The following is a 19,684-nucleotide window of genomic DNA, read 5'->3' as shown; positions in this document are numbered from 1 at the left end:
TAATGTAGACGTGTGGGTCTGACCATTTTTAGTAACCTCCTCGCAGAACATATTATCCCTTCTATGAGGTTATGTCAAACATTATTGCGTAAGTCCTATATAGCAAAGCCTTTCTTCACCCAGCAGCAATTTCCCAATAGCATAGAATATCAGCAACGGTTTATGGGGGGCACGTTCTCCGTGGCGTTCCCAGACAATAAACACCTGAAACCGTCTGAGAATCTCTTTCCGTGTCATTTCCATGCTCCTGCTGTTTAAGGTGTATATCCCCTCTTGGCTTGATACGTTTGTTGAGAAAAAGAAACACACAAAACTAACCTATAGGATCTGGCAAAAAAAATGAATCATCACAGATTATTTTTCATTCATTGCTTTCTTGACGATATCGAGCAGTGCTTTTTTGCGGGCCTCATAGAAACTCCAAAAATCATCAGCACGTAGAGTATCAGCGCAGATGAGGTGAGCAGCAAGTCTCTCATTCATTTTAACATCCTCTATCCCTGCTTCATTTTGTATTCTTTGCAAATACTCTGAAGGCGCGCGTCCGCCTATCATACGATTTGTGCGTGCCGAGATAGCCGTTTTATTAATAATACTATTGTAGTACCCGGATGCAATGCCTTCTTTCTTACACCAGGTTGTCGGAAATATGTGATGGATATCAATACAGTCCGCAAAGAATATTTTCTCATCGATAGGTATACCAGTGCGAAAATCACAGCATCTTCTTAAACATCTGTCGTGCATAATCAACGCATGGATTCCCTTATACAAGGCACTCCCACGGGTTCGGATCTCAGGTAAACGCTTCTCTTGGAAACTCGCGTCCGCGATCGTTGGTGGCTCTTTTCCATCTTCTTTTATCCAAACAGGCACTGTAGAAAAATCAATAGCTGCTCGAGTATCAGTAGAAAGGGAGTACATCTCACCCAGCACACCGCACCAATACCAACGCGCAATTTTATGCTGAGTTGCTTCCGTTTCACTTAGATGCCCTAAATCCGTTAGAATCGCTGCAAGTGGGACAAGTTGAGCGGAATAAGGGACATCTTTTGCATTAAATATTTTCTGTCTATGCAAAAAGCGGACTGCCTTTACAAATCCAGTCTCGATTCGATCCGCCCATTCTTTATAATCCTCTCGATTCAACTCTAGGATTTCCTTACGCTTGCAACTGACTGCCGAGCCTTTGTTTTTAGTGGCGACCAATGTAAGTGCCTTTAGAAAATTGATACTATCAAGTTTCCAAAGCAGTTCATACTTTCTGAGACGTTTCCGCCTAAGTTCCCAATCGTCACGTAATTGGAAGTTTTCTGCAGCGAGGGATGCTGTGAGAAGTTCAAACACAGTGAGTGTTACCCCTCCAGTGTTTACTTTCTCAAATATCAAGCAAACGGACTCTTTCGGGGCCCCACCTAACTCAATAACAGGCACATTGTATCGATTAAAGGGTTCAATTATCTTAGTCTCAAATGTAAAGAGCAAGTCAATTTTCTCAGCATCCTGATTCCAATGTTTCATGTATCCCTGCCTCCAATCAGCAGATTCAAAAATCTGGTGCACTGGAAACATGTGGTTTTCATACTGGTCTTGGATTGATGAGAGATCAATAGGTTCTGCCTTTCGATTGGATGTCGATACTTGCAAACGGCGATCTTCTCCACAAGAAACGACAGCCTCCTCACGCTCCGTTTCATTTCCGAGACATGCTTTCATGTCCAAATAATAATATAAACGCCTCGTCCTACCTCGAGCACTCCTCGTAAAAACCCCGTTTTTCGACATTAAGGTTTGAAACAGCGCGGTGAGCCGTTGTTGCCCATCAAGTATGAGCGTCTCGGGTTCCTTATGAACATCTACAATATTAACGCCCTCAACGAGTCTTGTTTTGAAACGGATATCTGTGCCTTCAGCTTTGAGAGTGAGCACAGAACCAATGGGAAATTTCCGAGACACGCTAGCGATAAGGCTTCGAATACGATCATTGTCCCATACCCAACCGCGCTGGAAATCAGGTAATTGTATCTTTCCACTTCCTATTTCTTTGAGCAAATCTTGAAGGAAAGGTTGGTCAATACGAAAAGTACTCATGTTTACCTCCTTAAGTTAACGTTGGCACTTCAAGTTTCTTGATTTTTCCAGATTTTCTGCTCCCAAATTTACTAACTTGTGCAATATAGGTGCTAATTCAGGTATTGTCTCTTTTCCCTTTCTTACAAACTTAGCGGAGGTTCTTTTCTCTTTACAAGGATCATCCATCCAGTATTTTCTAGCTGGATGTGTCATTGTCTCGTCGAGATAATTCAGCAGGGAAGTGCTATCTTCCCATCCTGCATGCGTAATGTATCCTTCGACTATTTTCTTTGTTTCTGTTTTTAGCATTCCGTGCAATTTCTTAACATAGTGCGTCTTTTTTATTGGTTTAAAATCTGCAATTATCAACGATTTGTATGCCAATTCAAATGCTAACCCTGTACATACATGTGCTACGTTCTGTTTATTAAGATCAAAGCCCCTATTTTCCACCTGGAGGTTACTTTCGTAATCCAGACGCACTGCTGTATCCATCCATACTTGGGCTTCCGTGGACCACATTGATGCAATAACTAAATTATTGAGTTTCTTGTTTTCACTTCCAGCCTTTTGATTCATTGCTATTTATCTCCTAAAAACATTTCTGTCAGACTTAGAAACTAACGCCATCGATTCGACCACTGCTCTTGAATTCACATAATTGACTCCCAAATAATTTTGCGTCGTCGATATGTTCGGGTGACCGAGCAACTCCTGCACCAAATAGATGTCCCACTTTTATTCTACACCTGCTGCGTAAACGATTTTCGCAAGAAATGTGTAGCGGCACGTGTGAAGATGTGCACACCTGCACGATTTCACATCTGCAAGTGTGATAGTCTGCATAACGCTATAATCGGTCACCTCAAATATGTTTTGGCAATTCTCTTGACGATTCGTTATTATCATGTCGCGCCCCACATTTTCTGTCCGTCTTAGTCATTTAGGTGCGACTTCACTGGGATTTTAGGGTTTCGCGTGCCCGTTGGATTTCAGGCGTGAACACCGCTTTGAATTTGAGTAGATTCTCAATATGCCATGCTCTGAAGGCTTCTAACGCACTCGGATCAGAATCAATAGTACCTTCGCGATTGACATTAATTTGGCATTTTAAGACATCGTCGCGTCGCTCCCAGGATAACGGAACATCAAATTGGGCATTGATCAAGGATTCCCTTTCTTTGAGGATATCAAAGAAACTTTTGTTTTCCTCGCGATCTCCGAAATCAATGCGCAGTCTCACATACACTATTTGTGGCTTGTTAAATCCTGCAGTATATTTTATGCCTGTAGCTCCTGAGGCAAAGGAGTAGTACCCCTGACCTTTCGAGGCCCGACGCGCTCTTGTAAAGTTATGCTGTTCTCGGAGTTGATCTATCAATTCTTGAAAGTAGGCGGTATACTTGTCCTTTTGACTCAGACGCGGGTCTGGCGATAGTGAGTTGACCACATTCCCGTCCACCTGTTGCAGATTTGCTGCGAGTTCTGCTTCCTCAAAAGTGTCTTGGGGCACGTCGATATTTGGCGGACTTACCTCCCGTGGCTCATTGCTTGGCAATTGTGAGGGTTTAGATTTAAAAAGTTTCTTTCGATACTCTTTAACTTTCTTTTTCGCTTCAGGTGCGTTGATTTTGTCAAGTACGTCTACAATATGGTACAGTGCCACACGCGTATATTCAGCATCTAAATCCTCTGTAGATGGGTGCGCGGCACTGTCTCGCGCTTCTTTGATAATATAGAGCGCGTTTTGCACGTTCATATTATCGCCAAACTGTTGGCTGAAAACTTGCCGCCAGTTTTTGCGTACAAGATTTGGGAAGTCTCCGATGTCAATCGCACTTTCAATGCTGCCCTTATTTTTTAGGTTTCTATTAAACTGGCTTGCCTGATTCGGTGACAGGGAATCATAAATAGCCTCTTTGACGGTTTTCCCTCTAACACGTCTCATACCGCGGACAACAAAGGTGCGCATTGCGTCGCGAAATTCATCAAGTGCATCATTCAGTACAGTTCGGTTTGGGCGTTTTATCATTTTTATATCCTTCCAGGTGTTACGCAAGGACAATCTTGTAAAACGAGGGTATCACTCGTTGGCTCGTATGCACCTTCTCACGGGTAGGACAGGACTCAACGCGGGAAGCGTTGAGGTGAGAACCCTGTCCACGAGCTTAGGAATAGTATAACAAGGGACGCTTTTAGATGTCAAGGAAAAGTGCCGAAAATGCTGCGATACTCTTACCGGAAACACCATATACGCGCGATCAAATTATGTGAAAGTCACACCTTGGTTATAAAGACTGCACTTTTGCGCGGATTTCGTGCATAATCTGAAAAAAAAATCAAAAAAAAGGATTTTTTGCGGTTAGATACCGAGCCTACCGGGGATGGGGATTTCCGTCAGCGACGGCATCCTGGACCGCGGCGTAAAGGTGCTGCAACGACTGGTAGTACTCCATCTCAGCGCGTTTGATACCCTTCGGATCACGACTGGCGCGGGCTTTGCGGAGGTTCTCAAAACGGCGCGAGAGTTCGCGATGAGCGTTTTCTACGTTTTTGAAGTGTGATTCGGAAAGCATGTTTTAGGAGGTCGACCTTTCGTTAATTGACGATGCTATGTCCGGTTTCTTGTAATTTCGGAACGTGCGATAAATCGCACTACTACAAACGGGGTGGTTTGGAAATCAGTCATAAGGACAGGACAGCGGGTGAGGGGATCTCGCCTAATCTTACGAGGATGCCCTGTAACGCCTTTCTTGCGCCTGTCCAGTGGTGTAACCCTCAAGCAATCGGGGGTTTATCGTTGCGCTGAAAGAAACCGTTCAATGCGTCCTCTAATATCTCTTGGGTTGTCATTCCCTTCTCGATACCGATATGTTTCATCTGCCGGTAGACGGCTTCGTCAAAATAGCCTCCGATGTGTTTTTTGTTTTCGCGTGACGGTGCGATTTTCTTTTTGTGGGTCGGCGCAGATTCAACGACTTCCAGTTCAGGTTTCTGGGGCTGCTCGTTCTCTTGGAAAACTTTTGCGAGATTCACTTTCTTTGCTGCCATATTAAACTCCCATCTCTTTGGCGATGTATGTGTAAAGTGCGCTGATTTCATCGCTGGCTTTACTCTTCGGTTCAAACTCTTGGACAGTCAGCCCCGCGTTATAGGCATGGACGAACCCGATTCGGTGTCCGATCTCGCAGGGTGCGCACGGGACATCATATATCTCTACGGCTTGCCGCGCTTGTTCAGTGAGATCGCCGCGGGGTGGCACAGCGTTGAAAACGATGTGTGCCGGCACTCTGGCGAGTTGGGCGACATCGATGGTGGAGCCGATCGCCTGTAGATCAAGGAGTGAGGGTCTACAGGGCATTAGCGCCATATCGGAAGCCCGCGCCGCTTCGAGGGCTGCGACTTCGGTATGCGGTGCGGTATCCAGAATCGCGAAGGTTGCGCCGTTATCCTCGGCGAGTTTCAGGATGTGTTGTAAGCGTTCCGAGTGTGTCGAGATGACTGCGGGTGTATCGCCTTCGCGGTTGTCGCGCCATTTCGCCGCGGAAGACTGTGGGTCTAAGTCTATGAGGGCGGTCGTGTGTCCGGCACGTTCCGCGGCAACGGACAGATGCGTTGCGAGGGTTGTTTTGCCGGTTCCGCCTTTTCTGCTCAAGATTGCAAGTGTCTTCATTTTTACCTCCATCTGTGCAAGGTTGCACGTGTGCACATCTGCACGTGTGATATTGTGCATACGTGAAATCGTGCAAGTGTGCAGGTGTGATATTCTGCACATAGAGATAAAAACGTTAGATTTTGGAAGGGGTTACGTGTTTAAATCGTTGGGATTTTCCGCTTGATAGATATATTCCGACAGCCATGCTGGGGGCGGTGCGTCTTCCGGGACGCGTCCGAGTCTCCTGAGAAACCCGCGTATCGCACCGGAAATATCTGCAGTTTCTTGAGTGCCTTCTGCCTCTACGAAGATGTAGGTTCGACTCGGTGCAACTTTTTTGAAGATACGGGTTGCGATCTTCATCATCTCCTGTTTCGGTGCGGGTAATTCGATATGCGGTTCTCGGATCAGGACAATCATTTTCGGTTGTTCATTATCCTGAAAGCTTTCAGCACCTTCTCGGCAACTGAAGGTAAAGTTATTGAGATCGGACTGCTCTTTGAAGACCATGCAAAAAGGCATTACGGCTGGATGTTGACTTGAGGGGGTGTACGCCTCGAAATCGGATTTGTCATCAAGAAGCTTTCGTCCGAGCAACGAATTGCCCTCTTTCTTGATTTTTTTATTGAACTGTCGTGTCTGTTTTCGGCGTTGTTGGCGTGTGGGGTGTTTCATATTTCTCATTGTTGATGATTTTTAACGGTAAGGCGGGACGCAAGCAGGGAGCAGGCACACCCTAACAGGTTATACTACAAAGAGCGGGTTGATATTCTGAAGGTGTGCACACTTGCACGTCTGCACAGGGTTACGTGTGCAGGTGTGAGCGGTAACCCCCACAATTGGCGGTTACCCCTTGCTGAGTGCGTCTTCGATCGCTGCGTTGAGGCGTTGGACTGCCTGAAAGTACTCCATTGCGGCATGCTTGATGCTCTGTGTATCGAGACTGGCGCGGGCGTTGCGGAGTTTCTCGAAACGCATCGCTAACTCACGATTGGCGTTCTCTAAGTTTTTGAAGTGTAGTTCGGAAATCATTTTTTAATTATTCCTTGCGGTTCGGTCAGGTAGGTCTGATGAATAATGTTCCTCTTCATTACGAGCTATCCATAAAATCTTATTGAACGGGTTGTCGCCAAACGACCCTTCCCCTTCTAAGATCGTAGGGACTGAGTTCGAGGGTGACTTCATCACCCGCGCAGAGGAAAATCCGGTGTCTGCGCATGTTCCCGCAGGGATAGGCGTTGACTTCGTGGTTCTCGTTGTCTTGTAGGTAGCATCGGAACGTCCCGCCCTTGAGGACTTGGGTGACGATGGCGCGTTGGTAGAGTCTCATTGTTTTCCTCCGGGGTGGCATAGACATAGATATAGAATGCCAAGAGTTTGATTTGGGATTCGGTCACGTTTCGGATGTGGATATCGGCATCGGTAAACATATCTCGGATCTGCTGCATGAGTTTTGCCCGCTTAAAAAGGTTCAGTTCTTTGGACACACACACATGAACGGTATCCACACAGGGGTCATAGAGCGTGGTGAGATGCTCTGTGAAGTCATCAAAGCGTGCGTCGTGGCAGATTAACAAGACACACAAATTTTCAAGGAATGGGATGTGGGTGGTTTTGACCATTGGTATCTCCGAGTCTGATATCAGCTTTATGAGTTTGTGGATGTCGTCTATTCGCAAGGTTATGTCTGTCACGACGCAGCCTCCCAATTATAGTAAAGTTTAGAATTAATAGGACATCCTGTGCCGGTTCGGTTAGGAAACCGAACCTACCGGGGGCGGAAAGTGTCCATTTATTTTTCGGATCCACTATAAAAAAGCGTGAGTTGTGCCGCCGCTGCTGCTTTTGCGCGGGGGTCGTGTTTTTCGTAGTATGCGAGAATTCGCTGCTTCAGCTGTGGGTCGCGGACGCTCACGCGTTTTTGCAGTTCAACGAACACCTCATCCGGATATTCCTGATAATCTTGTTCGGTGGGTATATCCGCGCCTGATAACGCTATGCTTTCATAGAGTGCGGTGACAAATAGCGACGCGCCCCCTGTAGACAGCTGCAGGGTTGCATCCTGCCGCTGCCATATTCGCAAGTCTCGCTTGATTCTCTCGATGTAGTCTTCCAACCGTCCGATAATCATTTGGTTTCCTCCTCCTGATATTTCCAATAAACCGTCATCTGGACAACATACCCGACGCTTTTTCCGTATTTCCCGTAACCTTCTGGGTATATCTGTTCACCGGAGACGCGTTCCGCCTTCCGGGTACTGTAGGCGACTTCGGTACCATCCTTCTGTTTGTATCCGCACACAGACCCCCAGGGTTTCCAGCGCAGGTCTTTACCGGTGTAGGTGCGGGTTGCGTTATCCCAAGACTGCACCCACGAGAAGAGTTCTGTCTCGTTTGCGATCTTTGTGAGTTTCGACTTCGCCGACTGGATGGTTTTCGCTTCAAAGTATTCTGCATAGATCTCCCTTTTTTCAGGGTGCCACTCCTCCTCAGCATGCCGAAAGACTTCAATTTTGCCGTGAAACCTTTTCATATTTTAATTTTTCCTTGCGGTTAAACAACGGAGTATTGGACTTTACCCTGCTTTTCTCAATGCGACTTCAACCAAATCCCTTTGAGGTTTCGTCAAAATGCTACCTCTGCAACTCACCGGGATCCACAGTGTACCCCCCATATCTATTTCCACCCGGAAATGAGACCAAATACTCGCCCAGCCTCTAAATCCGATTCCGTTTACAACTTGATTCTTCGCTCGGACCTCATCCCTATCATTCAAACGGGCTTCAAACGCAATTGTCGAGAATCCCAAGTATTTTGACAGGCTGTCATGGTCTACTTCGTAAAGTTGCCTTTTTTCTTCGCCAGTGGCATCGGGACTTCCGAACATACCCTTATATCGGACAGTCTCCCATTCCACTTCTGCCTCTGTATGTGCAATCAATTTTTTTTGTAAAGTGTCCATGTCCCCTGTTTCATCGAATCCTATAACATCCGAGAAACAATCAATAATCCTATCTGCTAAATTCCAATTACTTGGCATCTGATCAAAGCTCCTGTTATACCATTTCTAAGAGATTATATCGCATTGACAGATCGCCTCAAAGACTGCACAGGAGACCAACGGTCTCCTATGCTACAAAGAGCTCGTTTATTGAAACATTTTCAATCAGAAATGGTATTAGTTATCGATTGTCAGTATGACTCCCGCTGAGCCAGGCATATTGGTTTTACCAATGACATATTTCATGTTTCGGATTACCCCGCCATCTTCATCCGTTGCTGGCGACTTTGAATCTCGGTTTCCACCCATTCGCTGTCGAGCAACGTCATGAGTTCCACAATCGCCTCGCGCTGTGCTGTGGAATCCAACGGAACATCGAGTGTCAGGGTCGCAAATTCTGATGACTTGATGGAAACCCCGTCCTCATCGAACTTCGCGGGTGTTACTGTGATTTTCTTGAGTTGTGCGTCCATGTTATATATCTCCTTTTGAGTTTTCAGTCTAAGGCCGCAAACTGGAAAGTTTGCGCTACGAAGTTTTCAGTTATAAATCGCGACCCCAATCGTAATCGATACCCTTCCAATACATGATTTTGGGTGTTCTGCCATCACGATATAGAATCGTTTTCGACTGGATACGTCCATACCAGGCGAGATCCGATAGCATTTTGGCGACTTGCTGATGCGTGAAATCGAAAAGCCACCTTTTTGATTTAAAAGCGTCAACGATCTCGGCGTGGATCTGACAAGAGGTCATCGGTATACTTGTGGTGTGGTGCTCGACAGCCCGTTTGTGAAGTTTCACGACATTTCTCATTTTCTTTCCTTTCTGCGCGACTGTTTCCATTGACGTTTCAGTCTGATGCTATGCACAAACTGGAAAGTTTGTGCTACACTCTACCTTTTTCAGTTTCTTCTGGGAGCCCTGACACTTGCCATGCATCTGGATTTCAAGCAAACCGTGTTTAAACACAAAAATCTGGCAGTTCGCAACTTCTAACAAGAGTTCGTACCGGGTCTGTCCCAAAACCTTTCCGCGGAGGACGTGCCCTGTTCTGAATATGAGTGTCACATCCGCTGGCTTGTGTTCTGCTATCTGGTCACCAACGGCTTTTGTAAATACCTCTGGACGATCCTTGCGCGCTTTGATCGCTGTCAGTGCCTGTTCCTTTATCGCCTTTCGGACCTTGATGTGAGGCTTGAGTGCCTCGATATCCTGTACGCGATAGATGAACATCATATCTATTTTGGGGACGCTGTTCTGACCGAAAAAGAAGAAGTATCGCCTCACTTTGACTTTCCGGGCGGACTCCTTTCGCACGCCTCCATAGCATACAAAGCCGAGCGTGCTATTATCCTTTTTTTGCTTTTTCAAAAATAATTCCAAAGAACGTGTCTTCATTCAGGTTTGCCTCCTATACGTTTTCTGTAGGTGTCGCGACCGAGTGCCTTGATTTTGGCAATGGCGGACGCAACGGCTTCGTCGCGGGATGTGGTCTCGGGGATGTCAATGGCACCCCCGGTGGTGAACTCGGAAACGAACCAACGATCGTCAGGTGTTCCGGGCTTGCGATGGACAACGATAGAAGCCCAGTCGATACCGATGTCAATAACGAGATACGCCAGCGATACCTTTTGCTTGTAGTGGTAAAATCTTTCACGAACGAGGATTTGGAATTCGATTTCTTCGTAGGTGAATTCAGTCATTTCAACTCCCATCTCATATTGGATACCGCATATAGACTTGGAAGGGATGTCCGACGACCCCTTTAAAGAGATATGCGTAAGTTGTCCCTGGTGGGAAATTGTGCCAAGTTTCTGGAGCTTCGGCACGATACCATTGCGACAACTGAAGTCCTTGTAACGCCGGTAGTTTTTTGAGTGCCGTATCGACGACTCTTTTCGCAGCGTCCACACTTTTTCTATGGAAAACTGCGGGCAAATCGGCGATCTCCGCAGAAGGCACGAGCGTTCCATAGTAAACAATCTCAAAAACTATCACAGTTCACTCCTTATTCCCAATCACCAGATTAAACGAGCAGGAAGCCTCGCCTTTTAAGGCGGGGGAGGAATGCTCGCCCTCGTGTGTTAGACCATAGCGTTTTTTGAAAAAAACACTTGACTTTTCTACGAAAATATGGTTTAATAGATGTATCACGTTGGCAGACATACAGAGCGTTACCGCTTGGTAACGTGTCTGCCTCCCACTCTGTAGGGGATAAATACGTGATACGTGAGCGTCCATGAAATTAACCTTTAAGTACCCTGTGTATCCGACGAAAACACAGGCACGAACATTGTTTGACTACTTTGACCACTTGTGTGAGTTGCAGAATTCTGCCCGCAATAATCGCAAGTATGCCTACGAGGAAGAGGGGCGTTTTGTTTCTCAAGGTGAGCAAGAGAAACTTTTGACAGCAGCGCGTGAGAAATATGACGATTTTCGCGCCGTGCCTCAAGATTTCCAAGTTTCTGTCCTCAAGCGCGTTGACAAAGCCTTTGATGCGTTCCGTCGGCGTTGCAAAGAAGGCGCAGAGAAAAAGGGATACCCTCGCTACAAAACGCGTGTGCGTTCTCTGACGTGGTGCTTGCGAAAACACAAAGTCAAGGATAAAGCGACAGGCGGATTCAAACGTGTCCGCCAAAATCCGATAATAGAAACGGATTTCCGCCATAATCGCTTGAAAGTGCCAAAACTTGGTGAAGTCAAGATACGCATGCACCGTCCCTTTGTCGGTGACCCGAAAGAAGTTACACTCGTCAAGAAAGCGTCTGGCTGGTATGCTCATATTACCTGTGAACTCCCCGATACCTCGAAAGTTGAACCAACAGACGCTGTTGGCGTTGACGTTGGCACTGTGCATTATTTGACGACTTCCGAAGGCGAAAAGGAAGATAACCCCCGCTGGTATCGTCAAGCAGAAGGACTGCTGCACAAGCACAACCAGACGATGGCACGCCGAAAGAAAGGTAGCCAACGTTGGCAGAAAGCCGTGCATGCGATTGCGTTGCACCATGAACGGACGGCTAACAAACGTAAAGACTTTATCGGTAAATTGGTTTTCAAACTTTTCCATCATCAGAAAAATAACGTCCTTGTCACTGAAGACTTGGGCATTTCCAACATGGTAAAGAAAACACACCTCAGCAAGAGCATCAGCGACGCGTCTTGGGGGAAGTTCTTTGAATGGGCTGGAAACATAGCCGAAAGAGACGGTTTCCATTTCCACTCAGTGAATCCCAAAGATACTTCGCAAACTTGCTCTGCCTGCGGTAAGAAGTCAACAAAGAAACTCTCTTTAGCGATACGCACTTTTGAATGTCAGTTTTGTGGCACGGTTTTAGACCGAGACCACAATGCTGCCTTAAACATACTCTTTCGGGCGGCTTGCGCCCATCGTGGAGAGCGTTGGGTTACCAACCTCTGTGAAGCGAGAAACTTATCGGTAGACCGATAGGCTTGTTTTCTTAACAAGCCACCTGCCTTTAGGCGGGGGTACATTGACGTGAGGTGATCCATGCTTCAAGAACAGCGGCAACCTGGACCATTTCTTCCAGCAGTGCTGCGTCATTTTTCTCTAAGACAGCCTTAGCCACCTCTCCGGCTTCTTCGAGGAGAATCATCCCCCATTTCTCGTCGGGATGTTCTTGGTGTCCCCACTTTGCTATCTGTGCTTCTCGTTCCATCTGGATCAAGTCCTGGAACGCGTGTTTCGTAATTTTCATTTTTTAATTATTCCTTGCGGTTCGGTTAGGACGGTTGGGACCTTCCCGTTCCATTCCGTATATCCGCCTACGCCGTTGTTGCAGGCTACGCGCTTCGGGAACGGACGAGGGGACCTACGAAGAAATACCCAAGCAAAAACCCCCTACGGGGATTGCAGGTCTGCAGGTGTGCACACTTGCACAATTTCACATCTGCACAGGTGCGGGGTTGCACGTATTTTAGAGTTTCCATCGGGGTCTATCGCTCCGTGAGGGCAGAAATCCAATAAAAACGGTTCCGAGTATGAGCATAAAATCTAAAAGATCTATCATGATGATTTTTTTCCTTTGAGTTCCCGGAGCGGTTAGAAACCGCTCCTACCGGGTTCTGGTATCCGTTCTCGCTTGATTTGCCCGCGGGCAGGTCGCAAAATGGCTCTGCCGGAAGGCGTGAACTTTCTCATCCGCGGTAACGCCTTTGAGCACTGGCGGATCGCAGGGATGCTTCCCGATCCAAACGATTTCAGCACCGCAATACTTACAGGTGCTCTTTCTGTGGTTGGTTTCCTTCGGTTTGGGTGGGTTTTCCTTCTGGATCTCAAACATCAGGGAACGCACGTCGTCTGGGGAACATCCCTGCTGTTTTGCGATTTTAACGGGAGATAACCCTTTCCAACTGTAGCAATGTCGCCAGTGGTCGTCAAGTAGCTCCTGTTTCAGCGTTTCAAGGGCCGATGTCCTGCGTTCTGTAGGTTTTTCGCTCATTCTAAGCCTTCCTCTATCATGTAGATACCTGTTTCTTTCGTATACCACCACTCCCGAAGTTCGGAAAAGAAAGTTTCAAAGTCTCCTAAAGTGCCTAAAGTCTGTAAAGTTGCAAGAGAAAAAGAAAGTTTCAAACATCTCTCCTACGCTTCTGAACTTGCAAACTTTAGTACACTTGCAAACTTTTTCCTTCTTCCTTAAGTGAGTTCGTCAATCGCTGTGAGTGCGCAGTCTAACAGGATTGCGAAAATCTCACGATCGTCAGGGAGATTTTCATAGTCCAAGTAGGCATCGTTAATATTCTCACAGATTTGGTGCCAGAGCGGGTGTTTCTCCACGGGCATGACCTTTTTGAGGAGTGCTTCAAGATCGGCTTTCACAGCCTCGAGGTCCACATCATGGAAAGGATCCTGTTCCGCTTCGTCCTCATCAGCAGACGGCGCGAGGGTATCGGAGACTCCGCTTTCTCTCAATAGATTCCGCAGATATACTGCCAACGGATATGACTGCTGTTTCATGAGGTTGGTCATATCTTTGACTTCATCCGCGGTTGGCATCCCTTCCCGATCGCTTTCTCGGTAGACGCGCAGAGCCTCTAACAGTTCTGACTCGGTAGACGCTTGGATAAGCTCGTTTTCCTCGTAGCCTGATTCAGCATACCAGGCTTTCCATTTCGGATGGCGTTCGTTGAACGCATCCCAAACGGGGTCCATCGGGGAAACCTCCTCAGCAGTGCCGTGTGCGGATTCGAGTTCTATTTCGGTCTTCAACCCGTCCGAAAGAACTGTGCGGACATTCAAGATGAAAGCAAAGGAATCTGTCTTCATCAATCTCAACAGGTCCCTGAGTTCTCTTGCCGTTGCTGCGCCTTTGTCATCACGCTCCTCATATTTTCGGAGTGCCGTAATCAGCATAGATTTTGAGGCTTTACCGATGTGATCAGACGCAAACCTACATGTCTCCTTGTCCCGTGCCTTCCACGCCTTCATCTCTGCCGTGACCAGTCCCCACAACCCTTTGACGGTTTCTTCAGAAACAGCTTCAGGGGCAGATTTCTCATCGGAAACCATCTCGGAAAAGTGCGCCTGTTGCTCATTCCTTCGTCTGTGAGCAACAGGGTTAACGTTCTCGCCACTTGTTGCGAGAACCGCACTTTTCCGATCCTCTGCTTCGGTTTCCGGCGTATCTATAGGTTCTGGTAAGACTGACACCGCCCACGAAATTTCGCGTCCATCCCGAACCCACTCTTTCGGGTTGAACTGAATAAGCACTGCGTGAGCGTCCTCGGTAATCTCAAATAGGACTTCAAAGGGTTGCGAGGGGATCCTGCCTTGAAACGCGTATTGCCTCCGAATGGCTTGCCGGATACGAACCTGAAATGCGTCTGCCTTCAGCTGACTTCTCGAATACCCGAGAATCGGACCCTGAAACCGTTTGATGAGTTGCGGTAGCACGGATTCATCCCAGTCCTTGATGATCCTCCGGTAGTGCCGTCCTTCGAGTTGTTCAGCGAAAGCGACGGGACGATCCCGCATACATTCAATCGCACCCTCATAATGCGCAGCGGTCGGTTTCGTGTTCTGTGGGATTCGGGGGTCCGCGAGTTCAAAATAGGTCTTGATGTATTCCGATTCAATCAGCGGCGTTCGACCGACGGGGAGCCTCTCAAATTTCTGAAGGCGTTCGATTTGGGAGGTGTGCCATGCGCCCACTGCAATATGAAAGCGAGACTTCACGGCATCGATCGCAGCCTCCCGCTCAGTGTCCGCTTTCGCTCTCTGTTCCTCAAGCACTTCGCCCACAGACTTCTCACCAGCAATGACCTCATCGGATCGCCGTGCGCGGGATACGGCTTTGGCGCGGTCGATTGTCCCAAGACCAACACCCGCCTGTTCTGCCATCTCCGCTTTGGATTTGGGTTGCGATACACCATTTGGTGCATCGTCGCGCTGTGAATCAACATCCCCGCGCGCCAGCCAATTGTTCATCTCCACGACGATCACCCCTCGCTGTCCGGGTGTCAAGTGCCGGCGTTCGATGTTCCGTGCCAGCACAAACATCGCGGGATCGCCTTCGTCCCGCTCATTCCATTCCTGGAACTTCAACTTGCGGATGAGGTTCAATTCCTTCGCCGCGCGGTATCGGTGCCAGCCGTCAAGGATTTGTCCTTCATAGATGCGGATGACAGGTTCTATGAACCCGTTTGCCTCGATAGAGGCGCAGAGTTTCTTGAAGTCATCGTCCGGCATATCGGTGAACAAGGCGGAGAGTTTGTGCCGCTGGAGTGTACCGGAATCGACGAATTCCCGATCTATGACGATAGTCGGCGGCACGCAGCACGTTGGGACACGATACCAAGAATAATCTCTGTAACCCGATGGGTTATGATAATCGTGTATCTCGTTCCAGCTATAACCGTCTATGGTGATTCGGTAGTCCTTGTCGGTTTCCGCTTTGACGAGGTCCTGTGGACGCCGACTACCGGTGCTGAGTTTGAGGTCTTTCGTGGTGACGCACTTGAAGATTGGGATGTCGCCGTCGTGGTCGTGTGAAGCGTGGTATGCCTCAAACTCGCTTTGGAATTTCAGTCTCGCCTCATTTGAGGGGAAACGGATATTAATGTGGTGGTGGTCGCCGTGCCATATCTGGCCGTATCGGTTGGCTGCCATTGTAAAAGTCTCCTCTTGACTTTCGGCTCGGCTTCGTGTTAGAATGGATAGCACAAAGCCGAACATGGTTTCTCCGGTTTTGTAAAGGAGCGGTCCGTCCGCTCCTTTTTCTGTTATTCGGGGTCGTTCATTCTTACAACAATTCTGTGGATCAATTTACACGTTACGCTTTTTCTTAAATCTTGAATATCTAAGCAGGAAAAAGTTTGCAAGTGTACTAAAGTTTGCAAGTTCGGAAGTTCGAACTTATGTTTGGAACATCCAAGTGCCTCTTGCAACTTTACAGACTTTAGGCACTTTAGGAGACTTTGAAACTTTCTTTCTTTGGACTGGTGTTATGCGTTGTGAGAGATTCAGTGTGCATATCAAAGACTCCCGTTTTCTATTAAAATATTGTAGACATCCACCGTTGAAAGGGAACACACAGCTGCGATGTCGTCAAGCGTGAGGTCGTCCTCCTGACGCAATTGCAGGATACGTTCAGGGGTTACCTCCTCTGGCGGTATCAAGGGGATCGGCTCAAACACCTTTCCGAATCGTTTCGGAGGCGTATAGGTTTTGGAAAAAGTTTGCGAGTTCGGAAGTTCAGAAGTTTGCGAGTTGGGAAGCGGCGTTTTTTCAACGCTATCAGACTTCCCAACTTTAGCAGACTTTACGGACTCTTCAACGCCTGCCTTTTCTTTCTTCTGCCGGAGGACCTGCGCTTGCTTGGGGTTCCGCAATCGAATGCCCCGCTTTTTGAGTTGTGTTCCGACGGTAACTGCAGTGCATTTAAAGCGTTCCGCGATCATTTGAAGTGCAAGTTCTTCTTCGAGATAGAGACGTTCCATCTCCGAAACATCTGTGTCTGTGAACTTTGAGGAACGGATTCTATCACTTCTGAGGGTGTAGCCAGCTTTCAGAAGTTTTGAACGGATGGTCGTGCCGGAGGTGCCCTTCTGTGCGCCGATAACGGCAAGCGGGAGCTGCTTTTCAAAGTAAAGCCGCACGAGTTCATCGAGGTCTATGTCAATACCCGGTGGGCCCGTCTGGTTTTTGTGCGCTTCTTTTTTGGGTCTGCGGGGCAGGTTGTGCTTTTTCATCCAGTTGCGGATGGTCGCTGGAGAGCAGTCGAAGATCTTTGCGATCTCGATGCTGCTCTTTTCCTCATCATAGTAGAGGTATTTGATTTGGTTGATGTCGATATTTTTCATGCTCCTTCACCAACTTTCTGATAGCATCCTTTTTTGACTTTCGTAATTAGCCCATTTTCCACAAGACTTCTGAGTGTGAGCATGACGGCTTGCCTCTTAACTTTGGAATACTGCTGGATGTCAGAGGGTGTCCATAGCTGCCCATCCGCCAACAAACCGATGATTTCCGTTTCTGTAGCCGAGAGGATCTTGATGTCCTCACACCACCGAGATGCCGTACTGATTGAGATATCGAATTCCGCCGCGATGACTTGTAGGGTTGCGCCGGCTTTCCGCCGTTCCCGGACCTGTGTTTTCACGGGATAATCTCTCACGGCTTTGACATCCTGGATGTCCCGACACCACCTGCCTACCTTGTCGATCGAGAGTCCGAATTCCGCCGCGATGGTTTCCAGCAATGCCCCCGATTTCCGCCGTCGTTCTCGGACTTGTGCTTTCAGGTCAGCGTTATTCAAGAACTTCAAGAGGTTCTCCGACTGTTCTGGGTTCCCGTTTGACCTCAGAGGCGTGTTATAGCCGTTCGGGTGTTCCGTCTTTCGCTGACCGATGTACCATCGTTTTATGGCTTGCAGGTCTTTGAGCGAAAGCCCTGGATACGGCACGAATTGGACTGACCAGTTTTCGAGTCCGGTATCGGATAAGGCTTCGTGTAGCACTTGGCACTTTGCGGTCCCTGTGACGTGTTGATAAAACCGCAAAGGCATATTGCTATCCATACCGACGAACTGCTTGCCGTTGATTCTATTCGTAACGATATAGATGCCTTTATGCTTGGGTTGCGGTGTATTGATTCTCAAGGGAGCCCCTCCTTTTATCATAATCTTCAGCGTCAAATTTTAGGATCCACTATAATTTCTGGTCAAATAGCAATTGTGGATAACCTGTGGATAACTCGATTTTTGAAGCAAAAGTAAAATTCCCATAGTGCCATGCAAAATTCCCATAGCGCCATGCAAAATTCCCATAGCGCCATCCCCTTATTCTTAATAAGTATGTGAACCCTTGATTTTACAGGGTTTGTTGAAAGCGCGTTTCGCGCTATATAAGTACTCTTATATAAGAGAAGAATTATGTAATTCGGCCCCCCTACCCCCCGTGCAGAATAAAAGCGTTTTGGCGGAGGGGCCCATAAATTTTTAATTTTCAACACAAGAAAGAGAAGATTTCGCGCCATCAGTCCTTCCTTTGCAACGACCGCTGAATTTGGAAATGTAACACAACATAGCGTTCAAAATCGCTGCAGATTGACTTCGGCATCACCTGGGCCCTATGATAATCACTCACCCGCTTCCACGTTCCGTCGCGTTGCCGCCTTTCGATCTTCATGTAATCTTCGAGCGGGCATCGATACTGGAGATTGTTGCTATACCAGTGCTCGTCATCGGTCTTCTGGAGTTTCCCGTTGACCCATTCTTCTCGGATCGGTTCAGTTTGCGTCTGTCCTGGGAAGGGCTTCGGATACAGTTGAAAGATCGCGAGTTTCGATTTGGAGCTCATCCGTTCCAGCATGCCGGCTTTCATGAGTTCGATGATGGCCGTGTTAAAAGTTCTGAGTGTGATTCGACATCTTTTCGACAGTTCGAGGAGTGTTGCCATTTCTGTCTGTCCTGCGGTATCCTCGTGTGCCTTCCAGTTTGATCGCAGTTTCAACACGATCCAGACGAGTGCGGCTTTCCATGAGATATCGCCCTCGAAACAGCGTTCCAAGGGACCGCCGGGCCCGCGTGGCACTGCAAACATCAGAGGTTTCCCGTCCTTATTGACAGGGACCTCCTGATATTTACAGAGATGGTGTCGGATCCGATAGCGGTTTCCCGAAGGGTTGTCGTCGTCAATCGTTTTGATCCATCGCTTGTCAGAGAGATTCGCTAACGTTTTTCTGACGTACCGTCGCGACATCCCTACCCCGAGTATTTTCGATAGGTAGGGACCCGACATACTCCAGGTTGCTCCCGAATTCCAGGAACTTCCGTGATTCAGGCAGAGAAGAATTATTGCTTCAGCTGCCGTGAGGTTGCCCTCGCGGAGTTCCCACAAGACACTGTATTGACCGCGCGGCACGGGCAGCGTGTCGGCTTCAAACTCATGCGGGATTGGGTATCGACCCTCAAGAGGAATATAGATTTGTTGGACGCTCATGGTGTCCCCTTTCCGCAGAGAAAAAGGCATTGCAGAGCGAACCAGAAAATGCTGATATATGTGGTAATATTCATATCAAAAGTGATATGGAGATACAGTGCTATGCAGACACAAAGCGCGTGCATAGCACGATCTCCAGTAACCAACAAATGTACTGCCATCAATGAAAAAACGTTTGAGGTCTGGACGTTTTGCCGTATCTCACGACACGACAGGTAATCTCGGACGTATCTCCAATTGCCAGTTGGGGAGGAGGCGGGAGGTAAAAGGTTACCTCGGTAATCCGCCCCCAACGTCCAATGATAATCATACCTAATTCCCCAAGGGAAATCAGGTAAAAATTACCATTCGGTTTAAAAATAATCACACAAAGACAAGTCAAGGTATGCTATAATTAAACCGTACTGACAAGTTCGCTTTGACAGTACTGTGGACCGAGAGGTCCATTCTCATCGGTCCACTAGTATTTATATCTACAAAAGAGTA

The 19,684-nt window shown here is 47.7% G+C and carries 23 protein-coding genes; 3 read left to right on the top strand and 20 right to left on the bottom strand.

Annotated features, from left to right (window positions below):
• Positions 1-354 precede the first annotated feature (354 nt).
• The 9 genes from F4X55_00830 to infA form a co-directional block, all read right to left on the bottom strand.
• Positions 355-2,091: a DUF262 domain-containing protein gene (locus F4X55_00830; GenBank protein ID MYC39554.1), complete on the bottom strand. Its 1,737-nt coding sequence runs from the start codon at positions 2,089-2,091 to the stop codon at positions 355-357.
• Positions 2,092-2,106: 15 nt separating this feature from the next.
• Positions 2,107-2,652, bottom strand: coding sequence for a hypothetical protein (locus tag F4X55_00825; GenBank protein ID MYC39553.1), 546 nt, complete (start codon positions 2,650-2,652; stop codon positions 2,107-2,109).
• A gap of 376 nt (positions 2,653-3,028) precedes the next feature.
• Positions 3,029-4,105, bottom strand: a complete 1,077-nt coding sequence (locus F4X55_00820) for a DUF4268 domain-containing protein (GenBank protein ID MYC39552.1) — start codon at positions 4,103-4,105, stop codon at positions 3,029-3,031.
• 343 nt (positions 4,106-4,448) lie between these two features.
• Entirely contained in the window at positions 4,449-4,649 is a 201-nt protein-coding gene (locus F4X55_00815) for a hypothetical protein (GenBank protein ID MYC39551.1), read from the bottom strand.
• Between the two features lie 202 nt (positions 4,650-4,851).
• Positions 4,852-5,124: a hypothetical protein gene (locus F4X55_00810; protein MYC39550.1), complete on the bottom strand. Its 273-nt coding sequence runs from the start codon at positions 5,122-5,124 to the stop codon at positions 4,852-4,854.
• Position 5,125: 1 nt separating this feature from the next.
• Positions 5,126-5,746, bottom strand: a complete 621-nt coding sequence (locus F4X55_00805; protein ID MYC39549.1) for a ParA family protein — start codon at positions 5,744-5,746, stop codon at positions 5,126-5,128.
• 132 nt (positions 5,747-5,878) lie between these two features.
• Positions 5,879-6,403: a hypothetical protein gene (locus F4X55_00800; protein MYC39548.1), complete on the bottom strand. Its 525-nt coding sequence runs from the start codon at positions 6,401-6,403 to the stop codon at positions 5,879-5,881.
• Positions 6,404-6,574: 171 nt separating this feature from the next.
• A complete protein-coding gene (locus F4X55_00795; protein MYC39547.1) occupies positions 6,575-6,760 on the bottom strand; it encodes a hypothetical protein in 186 nt (61 codons plus the stop codon).
• Between the two features lie 79 nt (positions 6,761-6,839).
• Positions 6,840-7,058 carry a translation initiation factor IF-1 gene (gene infA, locus F4X55_00790; GenBank protein ID MYC39546.1) on the bottom strand — a complete coding sequence of 73 codons (219 nt, stop codon included), beginning with the start codon at positions 7,056-7,058 and terminating at the stop codon, positions 6,840-6,842.
• A gap of 52 nt (positions 7,059-7,110) precedes the next feature.
• On the opposite strand from infA, the gene F4X55_00785 reads away from it, so the two are divergent.
• Positions 7,111-7,302 (top strand): hypothetical protein, encoded by a 192-nt coding sequence (locus tag F4X55_00785; protein ID MYC39545.1) that lies wholly within the window; start codon positions 7,111-7,113, stop codon positions 7,300-7,302.
• Positions 7,303-7,520: 218 nt separating this feature from the next.
• Here F4X55_00785 and F4X55_00780 read toward each other — a convergent pair whose 3' ends face one another.
• From F4X55_00780 to F4X55_00755, 6 genes are all read right to left on the bottom strand, one after another.
• Positions 7,521-7,859 (bottom strand): hypothetical protein, encoded by a 339-nt coding sequence (locus F4X55_00780; protein ID MYC39544.1) that lies wholly within the window; start codon positions 7,857-7,859, stop codon positions 7,521-7,523.
• The gene (locus tag F4X55_00775) at positions 7,856-8,260 is read right to left on the bottom strand and encodes a hypothetical protein (protein MYC39543.1); all 405 of its coding nucleotides are present in this window, start codon (positions 8,258-8,260) and stop codon (positions 7,856-7,858) included. Before F4X55_00775 ends, F4X55_00780 begins: the two co-directional genes overlap by 4 nt.
• A 42-nt stretch (positions 8,261-8,302) precedes the next feature.
• Positions 8,303-8,767, bottom strand: a complete 465-nt coding sequence (locus F4X55_00770; protein MYC39542.1) for a hypothetical protein — start codon at positions 8,765-8,767, stop codon at positions 8,303-8,305.
• A gap of 215 nt (positions 8,768-8,982) precedes the next feature.
• Entirely contained in the window at positions 8,983-9,201 is a 219-nt protein-coding gene (locus F4X55_00765; GenBank protein ID MYC39541.1) for a hypothetical protein, read from the bottom strand.
• A 391-nt stretch (positions 9,202-9,592) separates the two neighbouring features.
• Positions 9,593-10,129, bottom strand: coding sequence for a hypothetical protein (locus tag F4X55_00760; GenBank protein MYC39540.1), 537 nt, complete (start codon positions 10,127-10,129; stop codon positions 9,593-9,595).
• Positions 10,126-10,704, bottom strand: a complete 579-nt coding sequence (locus F4X55_00755; GenBank protein MYC39539.1) for a hypothetical protein — start codon at positions 10,702-10,704, stop codon at positions 10,126-10,128. Before F4X55_00755 ends, F4X55_00760 begins: the two co-directional genes overlap by 4 nt.
• Positions 10,705-10,970: 266 nt before the next feature.
• On the opposite strand from F4X55_00755, the gene F4X55_00750 reads away from it, so the two are divergent.
• Positions 10,971-12,185, top strand: a complete 1,215-nt coding sequence (locus F4X55_00750; protein ID MYC39538.1) for an IS200/IS605 family element transposase accessory protein TnpB — start codon at positions 10,971-10,973, stop codon at positions 12,183-12,185.
• Positions 12,186-12,213: 28 nt separating this feature from the next.
• Here F4X55_00750 and F4X55_00745 read toward each other — a convergent pair whose 3' ends face one another.
• Positions 12,214-12,453: a hypothetical protein gene (locus F4X55_00745; GenBank protein ID MYC39537.1), complete on the bottom strand. Its 240-nt coding sequence runs from the start codon at positions 12,451-12,453 to the stop codon at positions 12,214-12,216.
• A 411-nt stretch (positions 12,454-12,864) separates the two neighbouring features.
• On the opposite strand from F4X55_00745, the gene F4X55_00740 reads away from it, so the two are divergent.
• Positions 12,865-13,098: a hypothetical protein gene (locus F4X55_00740; GenBank protein ID MYC39536.1), complete on the top strand. Its 234-nt coding sequence runs from the start codon at positions 12,865-12,867 to the stop codon at positions 13,096-13,098.
• Positions 13,099-13,394: 296 nt separating this feature from the next.
• Here F4X55_00740 and F4X55_00735 read toward each other — a convergent pair whose 3' ends face one another.
• The 4 genes from F4X55_00735 to F4X55_00720 all read right to left on the bottom strand — a co-directional run bounded on the left by F4X55_00735 (position 13,395) and on the right by F4X55_00720 (position 19,198).
• The gene (locus F4X55_00735; GenBank protein ID MYC39535.1) at positions 13,395-15,932 is read right to left on the bottom strand and encodes a hypothetical protein; all 2,538 of its coding nucleotides are present in this window, start codon (positions 15,930-15,932) and stop codon (positions 13,395-13,397) included.
• Positions 15,933-16,231: 299 nt separating this feature from the next.
• Complete coding sequence (locus F4X55_00730; GenBank protein MYC39534.1) at positions 16,232-17,059, bottom strand: helix-turn-helix domain-containing protein; 828 nt, start codon at positions 17,057-17,059, stop codon at positions 16,232-16,234.
• Positions 17,056-17,877, bottom strand: coding sequence for a hypothetical protein (locus F4X55_00725; protein MYC39533.1), 822 nt, complete (start codon positions 17,875-17,877; stop codon positions 17,056-17,058). Before F4X55_00725 ends, F4X55_00730 begins: the two co-directional genes overlap by 4 nt.
• A gap of 355 nt (positions 17,878-18,232) precedes the next feature.
• Positions 18,233-19,198, bottom strand: a complete 966-nt coding sequence (locus tag F4X55_00720; protein ID MYC39532.1) for a hypothetical protein — start codon at positions 19,196-19,198, stop codon at positions 18,233-18,235.
• Positions 19,199-19,684: the final 486 nt, after the last annotated feature.

It is taken from the genome of Candidatus Dadabacteria bacterium, from assembly GCA_009840385.1.
GTDB classification, from domain to species: domain Bacteria; phylum Desulfobacterota_D; class UBA1144; order Nemesobacterales; family Nemesobacteraceae; genus Nemesobacter; species Nemesobacter australis.
Note: the sequence above shows the minus strand (reverse complement) of the source record. Positions and strands in the feature narration are given on the sequence as shown.